This window comes from Allobacillus sp. SKP2-8 (assembly GCF_007559355.1).
In the GTDB taxonomy this organism is placed as follows: domain Bacteria; phylum Bacillota; class Bacilli; order Bacillales; family Alkalibacillaceae; genus Allobacillus; species Allobacillus halotolerans.
This window is the reverse complement of the sequence record NZ_VMHF01000001.1, coordinates 105142-122624: the sequence shown is the minus strand read 5'-3', so window position 1 is coordinate 122624 and position 17483 is coordinate 105142. Positions and strand designations below refer to the sequence as shown.

The following is a 17483-nucleotide window of genomic DNA, read 5'->3' as shown; positions in this document are numbered from 1 at the left end:
CTTTTAGCCTTTTGGTTTGAAAATTAAGGCAATGATAAATCCAAATAAAATAGCGGAAGAAATACCTGCTGAAGTCAATTGAAAAATACCAACAGCTATTCCCATAAACCCATGTTCTTCTGATTGTGCCATGGCGCCGTGAAGAAGATTATGTCCAAAACTTGTGATCGGCACGGTCGCTCCTGCGCCAGCGAACTCAATCAATTTGTCGTATAAATCAAAACCGTCTAAAACGGCGCCAGCGACTACAAAGGAAGACATTACATGTGCAGGAGTAAGCTTTGCGACATCAAATAACAGTTGACCTACTACACAGATCGCTCCACCAACTAAAAATGCCCATAAAAACTGTAAAAACATCAGTCTTTCACCCGCTTTATAACCACGCCATGTGCAATACAAGGAATGGATTCTTTTTGTTGGACAATCGTTGGACTGAGTAATGCACCAGTTGCAACGACAAGCACTTTATCAAGCTTATGATCCATCATTTGTTGCATGATATATCCATAAGTGACAACAGCCGAGCTTGCACATCCACTTCCTCCTGCATTCACTTTTTGGCTATCATGATAAATCATTAGTCCACAATCTTGATGCACATCCTCGATATCATAGCCTGATTGCTCTGTTAATTTTTTTAATATTGGTGTACCTACACTGGCTAAGTCGCCGGTCAAGATGATATCGTAATCATCTGGTTGGCGACCAAAATCTTTGAAGTGTTGTACGATCGTATTGGCTGCGGCTGGTGCCATCGCAGAACCCATATCCAACGGATCAGTCACACCATAGTCAATCACTTTTCCAATTGTCGCTCCTTCCACTTGGATTGCCGCCTTTTCCTTTTGGACTAAGACCGACCCAGCTCCAGTCACTGTACAATGTGCAGTATTCGGTTTTTGTATTCCGTACTCTGTTGGATAGCGAAATTGTCTTTCAGCTGTTGAATAATGACTGCTTGTACCGGCAACAACTTTGGAACAATGACCTGCGTCAACGAACGAGGAACTTATTGCCACAGTTTCCATCGATGTTGAGCAAGCACCGAATACGCCGAAAAAAGGGATGTCCATGTCCCTTGCGACATAGCTGGATGAGATGGTTTGATTCAGTAGGTCACCACTAATGAATAGGTCGACAGCATCTTGCCGTGTATTTGTTTTGGATAACGTCAGTCCGATTGATTTTTTCAATAAAGCCTGCTCTGCTTTTTCCCACGTTTTTTCGTTGCAATATAAATCGTCAAAACTATAATCAAACGTATCTGCCAATGGCCCCTTTGCTTCCTTTGGTCCAGTTACCGTGGCGTTTCCATCAATATAAACTCCATTTGTAAATTTCCATGAATTTTTTCCTTGTTTCACTTGCGATCACCTCTATTGTTAGAGTAATTGCTGGATTGTATACCGAATTAAACCGACGACATAAGCAGATACCGTACCAAAAACGATTACAGACCCAGCTAGCTTAAACATGTTTGTTGATATCCCAAAAAGAATTCCTTCACTCTTATGCTCTAAAGCAGCACTTGTGATCGAGTTGGCGAAGCCTGTAACGGGTACAGCAGCACCTGCGCCTGCAAAACTTCCTAAGCGATCGTACACGCCAAAACCGGTCAATAATGCAGATATCAATATCAGTGTTGTTACCGTCGGATTCCCTGCTTGTTTTTCTGTAAAATCAAATACGTACATATAAAAATAGGTCAACCCTTGTCCGATCACACAGATCAGACCCCCAACAATAAAAGCTTTCAGGCAATTCTTTAATAGTGGTGGTTTACCTTGATATGGTTTCACACTCTCTTTATAGTTATCTTTTGTAATCATTTAGATGCTCCTTTCTAAAAATCAAAGATTGTCCATTGAAAAAGCGAGCCAAAAATTTTGCCTAATACAATTGCAAGTAAGAGTGTTAATAGATAACGATTCAACCGAATACGTTTAAAAAGAATCGGAAACACATTGAGCACTTCGGTTAAAGCGGCAGCAAGCATGCCGATAAAAATTCCGTGTAACAGTCCCCACAACACTTCGATCGGAATCGGAACTGAAATCATGGCTGTCTGAAACGATAAGTAGGTACCGAACACTGCACCAGCAGTTACGGCGTTTTCATAAAAGTGAATAAAGGTTCTTGACTTTGACAGTTGAGCTAACCGTGGAATGATTCCTAAAACTGCCAAGAAAGCGACAAACCCAGCGCCAACAGTAAAACCAGCTGCTAAGCCAATAAATAAGTCAACTAAATAATTAATCTTCATTTCGCTCGACCAGTTCATTTTCATGATAAGAAACATAACGTCGAATATCTTCATCATAGTTATGCATTTCAATGTCTAATGGGCTTGGCTCTTCATTTAATTTTTTCTTGAAAATATGATTAAAAAACAAAATCATACCGAGACCTAACCCGAGTGAATAAGGTATTTGAAACCATAAAATACTTCGCCCCTCTTCACCAGTTATCATATAATGGATACGCTCTTGTACTTCTTCCATGCTAACGTCATAATGAAAATTTATTATGGCCATCGCCGAACCGATAAACAAAAGACACCAAATAAAAACAACGTATAACGGAAATATTTTTGAATGCTTCTTTTGGAGTTTAAGTATAGTTTGTGCAGGGCCGATTGTTTCTATTTCATATTCCGGATAAAGCTTTCTGATTTTCTCGATAATCGTAAATATGTCTAGAACCTTATAAGTCAGGTCTTCTTTTTTGACTTCCGAAATGAAAAGCTGTTCAAGTTTTCTTTTCACTTCATCCTCAGCTTGAATCCAAGCAATGTCCCTCAGAAAAACTTTTTCATTCGACTGAACTGTTTTATGGTGTTTTAATTTAATGTAAATCACATGTGCCATCATCTTCACCTTCACTAATCGACTCTAGCCGTTAGTATGTACGTTCATCTTTAAAGCATGTATTTCGATTGGAAATTTGAGTTTAACCCGACTAAATTTCGGAATTTAAAAAGAGGTACCGTACTGAAAATAATTAGGTTGTATTTAGTGGTAAGAGTGTACGCAATCATGTGGAAGCGGATGCGGGCAAAACATCATATGAGGAAGTGCGTTCTTTTAAAATGGTGAAAATGATCATACGCGTAGTTTGGTACTAACTTCGATTAGCTTAAAAATTGGACTAATCAGGGGTAGAATGCAAAATTAGAGCGCTACCCCTGAATTGGAGGGTTCTAATCGGGGATAGCGAGTAAAATTCTGATGCTACCTCTGAATTGAAGCGCTCTAATCAGGGGTAGCGGGTAAAATTCTGGCACTACCCCTGAATTGAAGCGCTCTAATCGGGGGTAGCAGGTGAAATTCTGGCGCTACCCCTGAATTGAAGCGTTCTAATAATCGGGGGTAGCAGGTGAAATTCTGGCGCTACCCCTGAATTGAAGCGTTCTAATAATCGGGGGTAGCAGGTAAAATTCTGGTCCTACCTCTGAATTGAAGCGTTCTAATCGGGGGTAGCAGGTAAAATTCTGGCGCTACCCCTGAATTGAAGCGTTCTAATAATCGGGGGTAGCAGGTGAAATTTTTGCCCTACTCCTGAATTGAAGCGTTCTAATCTGGGATAACGCGATAAAATCATGCTCTCATACAAATAGAATGGATCTCGCTATAATTTTCTATCCTTGTCCCACCATTTTTATTAGTGGCTAAAACAAAGTTAAAACCCGAACGATTTATTTATCTAAATCGTTCGGGTTTCCTACTTGGATAGCGCTTCATCAATATACTCCGCTTTCCACGGACACAACACGAGCCACCTCATCCTAAAAACTTGGTCTGTAGGGTTTCGGAGGCACGTGCCTTTCCGACACCCAGGACGGGACTAGTGTCAACTTTGACCACAGACATCTACGTGTTATGGTTTCGCTTCCTATCCAGCTAATTCTTTGTTATTTTACTATTCGTCTTTTTCAACAACTTTTATTTTTTGTCTATTGATTCAAATACTCTTTTAAGTGCTGGAGGATGTTTTTTTCCAATCGAGACACTTGCACTTGAGAAATACTCAGTCGTTCAGCTACTTCCGATTGAGTTTGGTCTTTATAGTAGCGCAAATATACAATGAGCCGCTCTCGTTCATTTAAATGTCGAACGGCTTCCTTCAATGCAATATGATCAAACCATTCGGTGTTCTGATCAGCTATTTGATCCATTAATGTGATTGGATCTCCTTCATTCTCATAAACCGTTTCATGAATCGAATGTGGTTGTTGATTTGCCTCAAGTGCTAAGAGGATATCCTCTTTCGGAATATTCATCTCTTCACTTAGCATCGAAATAGATGGTGATTCACCGAGTTGCTTGGTTAGTTCGTCTTTTTTAATACGAATTTTATTGTTCAATTCCTTTAAGGAGCGACTCACCTTCAAAGAGCCATCATCTCTGATAAAACGCTGAATTTCCCCGATGATCATTGGTACAGCGTATGTAGAGAATCGCACATCATAAGACAAATCGAATTTATCAATGGATTTAATCAATCCAATACATCCGATTTGAAATAGATCATCTGGTTCATATCCTCGATTCAAAAATCGTTGGACAACAGACCATACGAGCCGGGTGTTATGTTCGACGATTTCATCACGGGCGTTTTCATCACCACTTTGACTTCTTTCAATCAATTCACGGACTCTTTCATTACTGAGTGATATATTCTTTTTGATCTGACTGTTTTGGCTCATCGGCATCACCTAATTGTAAGCCGATTGGTTATTTAGAAACTTTTTTCTCAGCGTGACCGTTGTCCCGTGATTGGGAATTGATTCAATTTCAAAGTGATCCATAAAATTTTCCATAATGGTAAAACCCATTCCAGATCGTTCTAATTCTGGTTTCGATGTATACATTGGTTGAATGGCTTCATCAACATCCTCAATCCCATTGCCGAAGTCGCGGATCGTCAAGGAGATATCTTGATCTTTGAGTTCGCATTCGATCAACACGGTTCCTTCCTCATTTTCTTCATATCCATGAATAATTGCGTTGGTTACCGCCTCAGAGACGACTGTCTTAATTTCCGTTAGTTCTTCAACCGTTGGGTCTAACTGAGCAATGAAAGCAGCAACTGTTGTACGGGCAAATGATTCATTTTCACTTTTGGCGGAAAATTCCACTTTCATGAAATTACTCATAGCGCCACCCCCAAACGAGCGAGTGCGGCTGCTTCATTATCTGCTGCATCGATAATTTTAAACAAACCCGATAACTCAAATAATCGTTGAACATCATAATTAATTGAGCAGATGACCATTTCACCGCCAATTTCCTTCACTTCTTTATATCGGCCGAGAAATACACCTAACCCTGACGAATCCATAAAGTGTAGATTTTCCAAATTCACGACAACATGTTTTGTCATTCCGTTTTGTAAATACGACTGCCAATCGTTTTTTAACTGCTCTGCTTCATGATGGTCCAACTCACCTGTCAGTCGAACCAGTAAGACATCTTGTTTTTGTTCAAAATCATAAGTAAGACTCAAGGCCATACCCCTCCTCTTGGTTTTAGCTACTTGAGTCTTTCTTTACTTCTTATGAAAAATCCTTCTCACTGACAAAACTAGTTCATATTCGACGTTTTATATCCTTGATGCAAGAACTTTCCGACACGATTAAACAATTTTAACAATCTCGCTTCTTCTACGTCTTCTTTTACGTAGAGTGGAATTTTTTTGATTGTGGTGTCGCCTTTCTTAACGTGCAGATCACCTAATTGTTCCCCTTGCTTGATTGGCCACTTGTCTATATTTCCAGGTTTAACGACCGTTTCATAGTCTTCCATCTCTTCTCCTTTTGATAATAGGACAGAAACATTTTGATCGGCGACTAAGTTCAATTCGTCTTGTTTTGATTTTAAGTGGGACCACGTATACAAAGGCGTTTCTTTATCATGCAATTTATGGAGTTCATAATGACTGAACGCATAGTCCAACATATTGGTCACGTCAGCATTTCGATCCTTGACGGTTTTCGCTCCCATGGAGACCGCGATCACCCGCATATCTCCACGCTTTGCAGTGGCAGTCAGACCGTATTTCGCTTCATCTGTATATCCTGTTTTTAATCCGTCGACACCTTGATAAAATTTCACCAATTTATTTGTATTGACTAACCAAAATTCTTCATCGGTCCCTTTTCGTAAATAATCTTCATAAATTTTAGTATAAGAAGTGATTTCATCATGCTTCAAAAGCTCTTGCGCAATTTTAGCCAGATCATAAGCAGAGCTTACATGGCCTTCCGCGTGTAGTCCTGTTACGTTTTTGAACGTTGTGTTTTTAAGCCCTAATTCTTTTGCTCGCTCATTCATACGCTTAACGAAATTTTCTTCAGATACGGCAATTCTTTCAGCTAAAGCAACCGATGAGTCATTAGCTGATGCGATCGCAATACTCTTCAGTAAATCTTCAACCGACATTTCCTCGTTTGGTTCTAAAAAAATTTGAGAACCACCCATTGATGCAGCATATTCACTGACACGCACTGATTCACTTAATGTTAACTTTCCTTGGTCGATCTCCTCCATGATCAATAGTAGTGTCATAAGCTTTGTCATACTTGCAGGTGGTAACGGTTTGTGGGCATTTTTTTCATGTAGCACTGTACCTGTATCTACCTCCATTAAAAAAGAGCTCGATGAATGATCAGTTAATTCCGCTTCTTCTCCGAATACAGAAAAGCCTGGAATCATTACGAAAATAATCACCATAAGAATGGATACCTTACGAATCATAAACTTCCCTTCCCTCCATTAGTTCTGCTTGATATTTTTTCCATGATTCGAGAAATTATTACACTGTTTTAGTATTTAATGAAAAGGAAAGCTATATAAATGTCTTATTTTCGAATAGAACACCATAAAAAAACCCAAGCAAAGGTTGGAGTACCTTAGCTTGGGTTCATTCTGCACAGCTTGCTTATTTCGTAATGATTTGACGGATTAAATCTGGCGGAATCAATGGTTCTGGTGAAATTTTGATATTTTCTTTCAGCTTTTCTTGAACTTCTTTAACTTCTTCATGATTGCTATGAATCGTCAATAATGGCTCTCCTTTTTCAATGGTATCGCCTACTTTTTTCTGCAATACAATTCCAACAGAAAGGTCGATTTCTGCATCCTTTGTTAACCTTCCAGCACCTAACATACTTGCTGCATGACCAACTTCATCTGCTACAATCTCGTGAATATAACCAGATTCATCAGCAAGAACCTCAAATTGATGCTTTGCCTGTGGCAATAAAGTAGGTTCATCGACAACGGACGCATCTCCGCCTTGTGAAGCTAAAAACTCTTTGAATTTTTTCAAAGCATCCCCATTTTCAATACTTTTTTCTAATAATGACCATGCTTCGGTAAGGTTTTCTGCTTGACCTGCTAAAACAACCATTTGACTACCTAGCGTTAACGATAACTTCGTTAAATCTTCGGGTCCAGTCCCATTTAAGGTATCAATTGCTTCCTTAACCTCTAAGGCATTTCCGATTGCATTTCCAAGCGGTTGACTCATATCACTGATCACCGCCATTGTATTTCTGCCAACGGAGTTTCCGATCTCAACCATTGCTTTAGCTAAATCAACGGATTCACTTTCTTTTTTCATAAATGCACCAGCACCCGTTTTTACATCCAAAACAATCGCATCTGCGCCTGCAGCTATTTTTTTACTCATAATCGAACTGGCAATCAACGGAATGGAGTTGACAGTCGCAGTAACGTCACGAAGTGCATATAATTTTTTATCTGCCGGTGTTAAATTTCCAGATTGACCAATGACGGATACTTTTCTCTCATTGACGTTTTGAATAAACTCTTCTTTGGATAGTTCTACATGAAATCCTGGTACAGATTCGAGCTTATCAATCGTTCCACCAGTATGGCCGAGACCTCTTCCACTCATCTTCGCAACTGGTACACCAACAGAAGCAACCAGTGGAGCGAGAATCAATGTAGTCGTGTCGCCAACGCCACCAGTCGAATGTTTATCGACTTTCGTTCCTTCTATTTCTGATAAATCGATCATGTCACCGGATTGTGCCATCGCCATCGTAATGGCTGCACGTTCTTCTTTGTTCATGCCTTGGAAATAAAGCGCCATGGCAAAGGCACTTGCTTGATAATCAGGAATTTCCCCAGAAGTGTAACCATCGATGAAGAATTGGATTTCCTCTTGGGTCAAAACTTCCCCATCACGCTTTTTGGCAATAATATCGTACATTCTCATATTGTTCACTCCGTTTTACATTTTCGTTAGAATCGAGCGAACGATTTGGATGAAATCCGCACGCACACGCTCAGTTGTCTCGATCACTTCTTCATGAGACAACGGTTGGTCCAATATACCTGCTGCCATATTGGAAATACAAGAAATCCCTAAAACACTCATTCCTGAGTGGTTCGCAACAATAACCTCAGGAACAGTTGACATTCCAACGGCATCGCCGCCGAGAATACGTAACATTTTTATTTCGCTGCTTGTTTCATAAGTTGGCCCTGAATTCCCTACATATACGCCTTTACGAATGGTATGTCCTAGCTCATTTGCTGTTTCTTCAGCAATGTTACGTAACGTTTTATTATAAGCTTGAGACATATCCGGGAACCGAGGTCCAAGTTCATCAGGATTGGGGCCAATTAATGGATTTGTTCCCATCATATTAATATGATCCTGAATAATCATTAAATCGCCAGGTTCAAAATTTTCATTAATACCACCTGCAGCATTCGTAACGATTAATTGATCAATACCTAGTGCATTCATCACCAGCACTGGAAATGTCACAGCTTCCATTGGATAGCCCTCATAATAATGAAACCTACCTTGCATGGCCAAAACCGATTGTCCTTCAAGTTCACCAATGACCAACTGCCCCTTATGCCCAGCTACTGTGGACTTTGGAAAGTGAGGAATCTGTTCATAAGGAATGGTTGTAGGTTCCTCGATATAATCAGCCAATACACCTAACCCTGAACCGAGAATCAGTCCAATCGTAGGTTCTTGCTTGTTTAATTTACGTTGAATAAATTGTTTAGCTTCTTCAATTTGATTCATTAACTGCATTTCATTAACGCCCCTTTACTACTTATCGAATGTCTTTTAAAAAGCTTTCGCCGTGTGTTGGTAGTTTAATGTTGAAATTATCAGCAATGGTCGCCCCAACATCTGCGAATGTTTTACGAATTGGTAATTCCTCACCCGTATTGATGTTCTTATGATGAACCAGTAAAGGAACATACTCCCTCGTATGGTCTGTTCCGTGGTGCACAGGATCGTTACCATGATCGGCAGTGATGATGAGTAAATCATCTTCTGTCAACTGTTCAAGTAGCTCAGGTAGACGTTCGTCAAAAGCTTCCAAAGCTTCACCGTATCCAATTGGGTCCCTTCTATGGCCGAACTTCGCATCAAAATCAACTAAATTCAAGAAACTGATACCGGTGAAATCCATTTTCATCGTTTGATGAATTTGATCCATTCCATCCATATTGTCTTTTGTTCGAATGGCTTTCGTAATTCCTTCACCATCATAGATGTCTGAAATTTTTCCGATCGCAATGACATCATAGTTGCTGTCTTTCAGTTCATTCATGACTGTACGACCGAATGGTTTCAATGCATAGTCATGACGGTTGGAAGTACGTTCGAACTCACCAGGTTTTCCAATAAAAGGTCGTGCGATAATCCGACCGATCATATATGGCTCGTCTTTCGTAATTTCTCTTACATACTCACAGATTTCATATAATTCATCAAGCGGAACAACTTCCTCATGAGCTGCGATTTGTAAAACAGAATCAGCTGAAGTATATACGATTAATGCACCAGTTTCTACATGTGCCTCACCAAGTTCTTTAATGATTTCCGTACCGGATGCAGGTTTGTTTCCAATGATTTTGCGTCCGAATTTATTCTCAATCTTTTCAATTAACTCATTTGGAAATCCATCAGGAAATGTACGGAAAGGCTGATCAATGCGAAGACCCATCATTTCCCAGTGTCCAGTCATTGTATCCTTTCCACTCGATGCTTCTTCCATTTTTGTAAAATGTGACTTTGGTTGTTCCGCTTTCTCAATCCCTTGAATTTCACGAATATTACTTAAACCAAGCTTACTCATATTCGGCATAGTCAATCCGTTCATTTTTTCTGCTATGTGTCCGAGGGTATCGGCACCTACATCTTTAAATTCCTTTGCATCAGGTGCTTCTCCAATTCCTACAGAATCCATAACGATTAAAAATACGCGTTTAAAATCCATAAAAAAACTCCTCCGTTTTGTGTTAGTTTCCAATTCGTATTATGCCCGAGGATGATAGGTATGATAAATATCTTTTAACCTTGTTTTTGTCACATGTGTGTAAATCTGCGTTGTTGAAATATCCGAATGGCCCAACATTTCTTGAACAGCACGCAAGTCAGCCCCATTCTCTAACAAGTGTGTAGCAAAAGAATGGCGCAACATATGTGGCGATACATCTTTTTGAATCCCTTTCTTTAAGACAATTCCCTTTAACACTTTCCAAAAACCTTGTCGGCTCATCGGATTCCCGTGATGATTCAGAAATAGAGCGTCTGATTGGTTCTTTTTTTCCAATTGAGAACGAGCCATCTCCACATAACCTTCTATTGCCTCTTGTGCATGTTTTCCAAGCGGTACAATACGCTCCTTCCCGCCTTTTCCCGTTATTCGTACGAATCCCATCGTTAAATGAAGATCATCCAATTCCAAGGATAGTAATTCAGAAATTCGTAGTCCGGTTGCATACAGCATCTCCAACATTGCTTTGTTCCGGAGGTCAAAAGGTGAGTCACCTTGAATGTCGAGTAAAGACTCTACTTCTTGACTTGAAAGAACTTTCGGCAACATCCGTTCTTTTTTAGGCGTTTCAATATGTAGGCTCGGATCATGCTCCGCTAAACGCTCATAGATCAAAAAATGATGAAAAGAACGAATGGTTGATATCATTCGAGATATTGAAGCCGTTGATTTATCTTGTTCCTTTAAAGACAGCAAAAAATGTTTAATGTGTGGTCGCTCAATCTGCTTGACTTGATGGATGGTGTATTCGTTTTCCAAGAAAAATTGGTATTGTTTTAAATCTCTCTCATACGATTTTACCGTATTTTCTGCCAATCCCTTTTCAATCGTCAAATAGTGAACAAAATCAGCAATTTCATTATCCATGACGGTATCTCCCTCAAATGGTGTGACATAAAAAAGGCTATAGTAAGAATTTATCATACTACAGCCCTTCATTTCACTAAAAAACTATATGTACGAAAGAATATCCAAGAAAATTAAAAAGATGAACCCGAACACTCCGAGATCATCTTATCATCTGTTATTTATTTTATTTTACGAATTGACTTTGCTGGAAATTGTTTGACACTGTTCACAAACACCATGAAAGGTTAAGCGGTGATCTTTCACTTCAAAAGACCATCTTGTCTGAACAATGGCTTCAACATCACCGAGTAAATCCTCTTCAATTTCCTTTACGGAGCCACACTCCACACAAACGAGATGGTGATGAAAATGTTCTGCCCCTTCTTTTCTGAGGTCATAACGAGAAACACCATCGCCAAAGTTGATTTTGTCGACCACTTTTAATTCAGATAACAATTCCAATGTTCGATATACCGTGGCCAACCCAATTTCCGGTGCTTTTTCCTTTACGAGGAGATAAATATCTTCGGCACTTAAGTGGTCTTCTTCATGTTCCAGCAATACACGCACGGTGGCTTCGCGCTGTGGTGTCAACTTATAGCTTTGAGATGAAAGTTGTTTTTTGATCTTTTCAATGCGGTTCTCCACTTTTATGCACCTCTCCTCTTACTCGTTCAAGTTTTATTATAAGTAAGAGTGTTGAACGTGTCAAATTAAAATGATTATTAATAGCAGATTATAATGAATATCATCCTATAATCATTATTAATTGATAACTAAGTGGATCGCTTGGCTGGAAATCAATATTTCTACTACACATCCTGCCAAAAGAATACAAAAGGAAATGGCTAGATTCTTAAAATAGTTCCTCAACACTTCTCCAATCGAAGCTTTGTTGCCCAACCGGCTAAATAATAAGCGCATCACACGGATACTGAAAATCATACTTCCTGCAGCCAAGAATAGATAAGCTGGGATGATCAACAAATTTTGTGGAGCGATCGAAACGAGTGAGATAAAAAAACCATCCCAAGCCAATTGATGAACGAGAAAACCAACTGTAAAACCAACGACTACCCCTTTTAAAAATAATAAAAACCATACAATGGGGAGACCAACAAATGATAAACCAAAAAGGAATAAAAATATCATATATTTACCGTGTGTATACAAGATGTTCAGAAAGCTATCCATAATCGCTTGATCTGCTGGTCTTTCAAGCATTTGAAAATAGTTTTCGACAAAGAATAACAGGTCTTGTTGTTGTAAAAAATTCAAGTTCCCGACCAAATTCGCTCCAAAAATAACACCAATCACAAATAAGACAAACAAAAAGACATATAAGCTGATATAGGGTTCGATTGTATATAACGACCCTTTGATCCATCGTTTCATTTCAGATCCCCCAATCTCAATTTCCTATTAAAAATCTATGTGAGGAATCATAAAACTAGAACGAAAGATCATGAATTAATCGATGATTTTACCGTAAACGCCACCACCACCAGCTTGAACAGAGATTTTCCCTTCTCGTAAATCTAATATTTTTCTAGCAATTCGTTCATTGGAATTCTCTTTCAACTGGTCGAAGCTAGCTTGATGAATGATATACATATCGTGATGTAAATGCTTTCTTAAGCGTTCGAGTGTTTTAGGACCTAATCCTGGAATATAATCCAAAGGAACCTGATGAATGTAAGGTGGTCTTTCGATAGTGCTATTACGGTTTGAAGATAAGTCCTTTATACGCTCACTGACTCCTCGAATCACATTGGTCGAGCCACAGTTTGGACAAACCGTCCCAATGATCTCGGTTGTCTGACAAGCTTTGCACACCGTATGATGATATTTTCCTAAATGTGGATTCATTCCATAATTTGCTTGAATCTTTCTTCCCGCTTCTTTCTTTAAAGCTTTCTCAAATTCCTTGAACGTTGCTTCTTTTAATTGCAGTGCGTTGTATTCACGAGCAATCTTTTCCAATGAATGAGCATCCGAATTGGTGAGGAAAGGATAAGGTTTTATTTCTTCGATGTTCCTTACCATGTCCGTATCTGAACTTAACCCTAATTCAACAGCATCAATTTGTGTTGGGTCAAAGACCTCTGTCAAGCTCTTCTTCACTCCTTTTCCATATAAGCTTTTAAAGGGTGTGAAAATATGAGCAGGAATAAATAAACCTTGTAATTCCTTCACTTTTTTTTGGAGTGCCTTTCCTTCAGTGTAAATTCGTTGAGAACTTAGTTCTGGATTACTGACGTATTGACGATACCATTGGGCAAAGTTCTTCATTCGTTCAAGCGTTGAAAAGAAGCAAAGAATATGAATCGGACCATTGCTCTTTGAATCGTATATCTCTATTTCCGAACCTAGTAAAACGGTTACCGACCCGTTGGAAATACCGCCATCAGGCAATTCGATATACTCATTATTCTTTATGGATAATTCGATTTCTTCAAGAACAGCCGGAACGTGGGCATCGATGATTCCAATTAGGTCCAGTCCCTTCTTCTCTTTTACAAATTCCATGATCGTTGACAGTTTTAATTGGTTGGAAGCAGAAATCTTCACTGGCTTCCCATACATCGTTTCTCCGATATGAATATGAATATCTGCATAGAAAGTCGATAAACTCAATGGCTACACTTCCTTCATTAACGCATAGTACACAGCATGAATGGTTTTGGCATCATGAATTTTTTCTTGTTTAATGTACTCAATCGCTTGTGTTGGAGTTAGTTCAATTAATTCGACAAATTCATCTTCATCACCCATAGATTGTTCTTCTACTTTATAAAGATCTTTTGCTAGAAATAACTCAATTTTTTCATCCGCAAAACCAGGCGAAGTATAGTAAGACATAATAAATTCAAACTGGCGTGCCGCATACCCTGTTTCTTCTTCCAATTCACGCTCAGCTGTCTTTACTGATTTTTCTCCAGGTTCTAATTTCCCGGCTGGAATTTCAATAATACTTTTTCCTAAAGGCTTACGGTACTGCTCAACCATGATGATTTTTCCTTCATCCGTGAGTGCCAAGATGGCGACAGCACCTGGGTGACGAACGATCTCCCGCTTCGATGTTTGCTCGTTGGGTAAAATAACATCGTCAATCTCTAAATCGATAATTTTTCCTTGATAAACTTTTTCGGTGTGTATTGTTTTCTCTTCGAATTTATTCACTTCGCATGCCTCCTACTATTCGATTATTTTACCACAATCGTCTGTTACCAATCATTTGTCTTTCTTATTCGTCAATTCTACAATGAATGACAAAGGGGTGAAGAATCAATGAATAAACGTAAACTCGGAAACACAGATCTTCATGTGAGCGAAATTGGCCTGGGTTGTATGAGTCTTGGCACGGACACCAGTCGTGCAAAGGATATTATTCATGAGGCCATCCAATCAGGAATTAACTATTTGGATACTGCGGATTTATATGACTTTGGAGAAAATGAAAAAATTGTTGGGGAAGCGATTAAAGGACGACGCGATGAAGTAGTCATTGCAACGAAAGGCGGTAATCACTTTGACAAAGACAAAGGAGATTGGTTTTGGGATCCATCCAAAACTTATTTGAAAGAAGCCGTTAAAAACAGCTTATATCGATTAGGTATTGATGAAATTGATCTTTATCAATTACACGGAGGGACAATTGAGGATCCTTTTGATGAAGTACTTGAAGCATTAGAAGAAATGCAGCAAGAAGGATTGATTCGTTACTACGGCATTTCATCTATTCGACCAAACGTCATTCAACAATTTCTAGACCGTTCCAAAGTCGTCAGTAATATGATGCAGTATAGTTTACTCGACCGAAGACCAGAAGAGTTTGAAGATACCCTTCATCAACAGGAGGTAAGCATCATGGCTAGAGGCAGCTTGGCTAAAGGTATGCTCACAGAGCATGGTTTGGATAAGTGGGAACAAAAAGGGCAAGATGGCTTTCTTGATTATTCTGGGAAAGAACTACGTCATACAATCAAGGAATTGCTTGCACTATCAAAAGAAAACAGCCAACCATTACAGTCACTAGCCATGGCTTACTTATTAAAAAACAAAGCACTTGGCAGTTTGGTTATTGGTGCAAGTGAAGCCAGTCAAATTGAAAAGAACATGAAAGCCTATGAACAAGCATCCATAACCGATGAAATGTACGACGAGTTGCGAACAATAACTAAGTCACAACGATATGAGAATCATCGCGTTTAATTCACTCTACACCATGTAACGATTTCAATGGTCACAGGTTATCGTATTCGCTTCATAACTCAATACGCGTTTATACCTATAAGAACGGGATTGATCCTTAAGTAGTGATCAATCCCGTTCTTATTTTAAAATTATTAAAAGGGCTTCTGTCCGTTACTTTTGATGAATCATCGAGGGTGCATAGTAGCTTATACCATCTGTTTCCACGCTACTGACCGCACCGATACTTTCAAGATAATCTAATTGGCCGATCGTTTCGGACATCGTCAAGCCAAACTGGGTTTCATACTGTCTGGCAAATAACCACGTACAAATCTCGTACGGCGTCTTTGGACCTTTTTCTTTTAAATAAGCGAATACATTTTCTGCTCGTTTCGACTGCTTTTCAAGTCGTCGCTCGATTAACTCTTTATGTTCACGAAACGGCTTTCCGTGCCCCGGAAGAAATTGATCGACATCATAGTCCAGCAATTTTTCTAATGAATTCCGGTATTCCAGTAATGGTTTTGGCCTAGCGTCACCTTGATTCTTTGGCGGTTCTAACAATGGATTGGAAGATATGTGCTTTAACAAAACATCTCCGACAATCATTTGGCGATTTTTTTCATCCCAAAAAGATAAATGACTCTGTGCGTGTCCCGGTGTTTCGATTACTCTCATGCCGGGAATTCCTTCAATAACGTCTCCCTCAACCAAATAATGATGCAATTCGCTTTTAGAAGAATACTTTTTGGTAACAGCTATTGTTTTTTCGATATTGCGAAAATGATGTGGTACACCCCACTTTTCATATAGACCATTAAAAAAATCAAGATACTGATCAAAGAATTGATTAGATTGGTTCAGCCACGGCTCAACTAATTTGTGTCCATAAATAATTGGTTCGTGTTCGAAACGTCCTGTCAGACCAATGTGATCAGGGTGATGATGGGTTAAAATAATCTGCTCGATATCCGATGGTTTTAAGTTAATTTCCTTGAGACCAACGACTAACTGATCCCACGCTGTATCTGTATTCACACCTGCATCTATTAATGAGACAGACTCACCTCTATAAACATACATGTGCACATCCCCTACAGCATAAGGTGTAGGTACGGTTATTTGGTGGAACGATTGGTTTGACAATTGTAGGCTCCTTTCATCTAGTTGATTGAATGGTTATTCATTGATTATACTACAAAAGTATTTTCATTCGTGAAAAAAATGAAAATTGATATACAGCTAGCTTGATTATTGACTTTTTCCAACCGATACAAGACAATCAAAACAGATAACGATTCGAGGTGTTTTTAACTGTGACACAAATTATCGCTCACCGAGGCGCGAGTAAATTTGCTCCAGAAAACACCCTTGCTGCATTTAAATTGGCAGAAAAGATGGGTGCAGACGGTATAGAGTTAGATATCCATCTGACAAAAGATCAAATACCTGTCATCATCCATGACGAAGACATTAAGCGAACAACAAATGGGCGAGGGTTTGTTCAAAAATATACGTATAAAGAACTCCAACAATTTGATGCGGGTAGTTGGTTCAGTGAACGGTTTTCGGATGAACGAATCCTATCGCTTGAGGAGTTTTTTGCATGGATCTTACCAAAAGACTTGTTCGTTAATATTGAAATGAAAACAAAAGTCATTAAATACCCGAATATCGAAAAAATTGTGTTCCAATTAATCCGTGAATATGGCTTAGAAAATCGTGTGATCATTTCAAGCTTTAACCCACATACACTTTATCGGATGCGAGAGCTTCATCCAAACATTGAGCTAGCTCTTTTAAGCAAAATTGCCTTCCGAAATATTCAACAATACTTATCGGATACAGGCGCCAATGTGATGCACATAAAATCACGTCTTCTATCTTCAAGAATGGTTCAAGCGATGAATCAACATGATATTCCTTTTCGTGTTTATACCGTAAATAGAAGAAGTACTTTTAAACAATCTGTTGATAAAAACGCGTCAGGAATCATTACCGACCGACCCGACTTGTTCTCTATGAGCCTAACTGACCATCAAAAGGCAAAAAAATTGGATAAGTCATGAGTGAATGATCATTAACGAATGAATAA

At 39.1% G+C, this 17483-nt stretch carries 20 protein-coding genes; 2 read left to right on the top strand and 18 right to left on the bottom strand.

Going from position 1 to position 17483, the window contains the following annotated elements:
• Window positions 1-3: 3 nt before the first annotated feature.
• The 17 genes from spoVAE to FPQ10_RS00545 all read right to left on the bottom strand — a co-directional run bounded on the left by spoVAE (window position 4) and on the right by FPQ10_RS00545 (window position 14374).
• A complete protein-coding gene (gene spoVAE / locus FPQ10_RS00625; RefSeq protein ID WP_144158684.1) occupies window positions 4-360 on the bottom strand; it encodes a stage V sporulation protein AE in 357 nt (118 codons plus the stop codon).
• Window positions 360-1367: a stage V sporulation protein AD gene (spoVAD, locus tag FPQ10_RS00620; RefSeq protein WP_144158681.1), complete on the bottom strand. Its 1008-nt coding sequence runs from the start codon at window positions 1365-1367 to the stop codon at window positions 360-362. Before spoVAD ends, spoVAE begins: the two co-directional genes overlap by 1 nt.
• A gap of 18 nt (window positions 1368-1385) precedes the next feature.
• The gene (gene spoVAC / locus FPQ10_RS00615; protein WP_144158678.1) at window positions 1386-1832 is read right to left on the bottom strand and encodes a stage V sporulation protein AC; all 447 of its coding nucleotides are present in this window, start codon (window positions 1830-1832) and stop codon (window positions 1386-1388) included.
• A gap of 14 nt (window positions 1833-1846) precedes the next feature.
• Entirely contained in the window at window positions 1847-2266 is a 420-nt protein-coding gene (locus FPQ10_RS00610) for a stage V sporulation protein AB (protein WP_144158675.1), read from the bottom strand.
• The gene (locus FPQ10_RS00605) at window positions 2256-2870 is read right to left on the bottom strand and encodes a stage V sporulation protein AA (RefSeq protein WP_186278479.1); all 615 of its coding nucleotides are present in this window, start codon (window positions 2868-2870) and stop codon (window positions 2256-2258) included. Before FPQ10_RS00605 ends, FPQ10_RS00610 begins: the two co-directional genes overlap by 11 nt.
• A 1085-nt stretch (window positions 2871-3955) precedes the next feature.
• Complete coding sequence (sigF, locus tag FPQ10_RS00600) at window positions 3956-4708, bottom strand: RNA polymerase sporulation sigma factor SigF (RefSeq protein ID WP_144158669.1); 753 nt, start codon at window positions 4706-4708, stop codon at window positions 3956-3958.
• Between the two features lie 9 nt (window positions 4709-4717).
• Complete coding sequence (spoIIAB, locus tag FPQ10_RS00595) at window positions 4718-5158, bottom strand: anti-sigma F factor (RefSeq protein WP_144158666.1); 441 nt, start codon at window positions 5156-5158, stop codon at window positions 4718-4720.
• On the bottom strand, window positions 5155-5508 hold the full coding sequence (gene spoIIAA, locus FPQ10_RS00590; protein WP_144158663.1) for an anti-sigma F factor antagonist: 354 nt from the start codon (window positions 5506-5508) through the stop codon (window positions 5155-5157). The genes spoIIAB and spoIIAA overlap by 4 nt, the downstream gene beginning before the upstream one ends.
• Before the next feature lie 77 nt (window positions 5509-5585).
• On the bottom strand, window positions 5586-6758 hold the full coding sequence (locus FPQ10_RS00585; RefSeq protein ID WP_144158660.1) for a D-alanyl-D-alanine carboxypeptidase family protein: 1173 nt from the start codon (window positions 6756-6758) through the stop codon (window positions 5586-5588).
• Between the two features lie 184 nt (window positions 6759-6942).
• A complete protein-coding gene (locus FPQ10_RS00580) occupies window positions 6943-8247 on the bottom strand; it encodes a pyrimidine-nucleoside phosphorylase (protein ID WP_144158657.1) in 1305 nt (434 codons plus the stop codon).
• Between the two features lie 15 nt (window positions 8248-8262).
• Complete coding sequence (locus FPQ10_RS00575) at window positions 8263-9084, bottom strand: purine-nucleoside phosphorylase (protein ID WP_370512013.1); 822 nt, start codon at window positions 9082-9084, stop codon at window positions 8263-8265.
• Between the two features lie 22 nt (window positions 9085-9106).
• The gene (gene deoB / locus FPQ10_RS00570) at window positions 9107-10282 is read right to left on the bottom strand and encodes a phosphopentomutase (protein ID WP_144158654.1); all 1176 of its coding nucleotides are present in this window, start codon (window positions 10280-10282) and stop codon (window positions 9107-9109) included.
• Window positions 10283-10321: 39 nt separating this feature from the next.
• Window positions 10322-11209 carry a site-specific tyrosine recombinase XerD gene (xerD, locus tag FPQ10_RS00565; protein ID WP_144158651.1) on the bottom strand — a complete coding sequence of 296 codons (888 nt, stop codon included), beginning with the start codon at window positions 11207-11209 and terminating at the stop codon, window positions 10322-10324.
• A gap of 171 nt (window positions 11210-11380) precedes the next feature.
• A complete protein-coding gene (fur, locus tag FPQ10_RS00560) occupies window positions 11381-11839 on the bottom strand; it encodes a ferric iron uptake transcriptional regulator (RefSeq protein WP_144158648.1) in 459 nt (152 codons plus the stop codon).
• 117 nt (window positions 11840-11956) lie between these two features.
• Complete coding sequence (gene spoIIM / locus FPQ10_RS00555) at window positions 11957-12586, bottom strand: stage II sporulation protein M (protein WP_144158645.1); 630 nt, start codon at window positions 12584-12586, stop codon at window positions 11957-11959.
• Between the two features lie 75 nt (window positions 12587-12661).
• Complete coding sequence (locus FPQ10_RS00550; RefSeq protein WP_144160117.1) at window positions 12662-13777, bottom strand: endonuclease Q family protein; 1116 nt, start codon at window positions 13775-13777, stop codon at window positions 12662-12664.
• 54 nt (window positions 13778-13831) lie between these two features.
• Window positions 13832-14374: an NUDIX domain-containing protein gene (locus FPQ10_RS00545; protein WP_144158642.1), complete on the bottom strand. Its 543-nt coding sequence runs from the start codon at window positions 14372-14374 to the stop codon at window positions 13832-13834.
• A 108-nt stretch (window positions 14375-14482) separates the two neighbouring features.
• Here FPQ10_RS00545 and FPQ10_RS00540 point away from each other — a divergent pair, with 108 nt between their 5' ends.
• Window positions 14483-15406 (top strand): aldo/keto reductase, encoded by a 924-nt coding sequence (locus tag FPQ10_RS00540; protein ID WP_144158639.1) that lies wholly within the window; start codon window positions 14483-14485, stop codon window positions 15404-15406.
• 153 nt (window positions 15407-15559) lie between these two features.
• Here FPQ10_RS00540 and FPQ10_RS00535 read toward each other — a convergent pair whose 3' ends face one another.
• Window positions 15560-16534 carry an MBL fold metallo-hydrolase gene (locus tag FPQ10_RS00535; protein WP_144158637.1) on the bottom strand — a complete coding sequence of 325 codons (975 nt, stop codon included), beginning with the start codon at window positions 16532-16534 and terminating at the stop codon, window positions 15560-15562.
• A 170-nt stretch (window positions 16535-16704) separates the two neighbouring features.
• Between FPQ10_RS00535 and FPQ10_RS00530 the strand changes: the two genes are divergently transcribed.
• On the top strand, window positions 16705-17457 hold the full coding sequence (locus FPQ10_RS00530; RefSeq protein WP_144158634.1) for a glycerophosphodiester phosphodiesterase: 753 nt from the start codon (window positions 16705-16707) through the stop codon (window positions 17455-17457).
• Window positions 17458-17483: the final 26 nt, after the last annotated feature.

What these genes read in the sequence shown, in the direction of transcription:
- spoVAE (WP_144158684.1), bottom strand. Translation starts at nt 360, where the DNA reads ATGTTTTTACAGTTTTTATGGGCATTTTTAGTTGGTGGAGCGATCTGT.
- spoVAC (WP_144158678.1), bottom strand. Translation starts at nt 1,832, where the DNA reads ATGATTACAAAAGATAACTATAAAGAGAGTGTGAAACCATATCAAGGT.
- FPQ10_RS00610 (WP_144158675.1), bottom strand. Translation starts at nt 2,266, where the DNA reads ATGAAGATTAATTATTTAGTTGACTTATTTATTGGCTTAGCAGCTGGT.
- FPQ10_RS00605 (WP_186278479.1), bottom strand. Translation starts at nt 2,870, where the DNA reads ATGGCACATGTGATTTACATTAAATTAAAACACCATAAAACAGTTCAG.
- sigF (WP_144158669.1), bottom strand. Translation starts at nt 4,708, where the DNA reads ATGAGCCAAAACAGTCAGATCAAAAAGAATATATCACTCAGTAATGAA.
- spoIIAB (WP_144158666.1), bottom strand. Translation starts at nt 5,158, where the DNA reads ATGAGTAATTTCATGAAAGTGGAATTTTCCGCCAAAAGTGAAAATGAA.
- FPQ10_RS00585 (WP_144158660.1), bottom strand. Translation starts at nt 6,758, where the DNA reads ATGATTCGTAAGGTATCCATTCTTATGGTGATTATTTTCGTAATGATT.
- FPQ10_RS00580 (WP_144158657.1), bottom strand. Translation starts at nt 8,247, where the DNA reads ATGAGAATGTACGATATTATTGCCAAAAAGCGTGATGGGGAAGTTTTG.
- FPQ10_RS00575 (WP_370512013.1), bottom strand. Translation starts at nt 9,084, where the DNA reads ATGCAGTTAATGAATCAAATTGAAGAAGCTAAACAATTTATTCAACGT.
- deoB (WP_144158654.1), bottom strand. Translation starts at nt 10,282, where the DNA reads ATGGATTTTAAACGCGTATTTTTAATCGTTATGGATTCTGTAGGAATT.
- xerD (WP_144158651.1), bottom strand. Translation starts at nt 11,209, where the DNA reads ATGGATAATGAAATTGCTGATTTTGTTCACTATTTGACGATTGAAAAG.
- spoIIM (WP_144158645.1), bottom strand. Translation starts at nt 12,586, where the DNA reads ATGAAACGATGGATCAAAGGGTCGTTATATACAATCGAACCCTATATC.
- FPQ10_RS00550 (WP_144160117.1), bottom strand. Translation starts at nt 13,777, where the DNA reads ATGTATGGGAAGCCAGTGAAGATTTCTGCTTCCAACCAATTAAAACTG.
- FPQ10_RS00540 (WP_144158639.1), top strand. Translation starts at nt 14,483, where the DNA reads ATGAATAAACGTAAACTCGGAAACACAGATCTTCATGTGAGCGAAATT.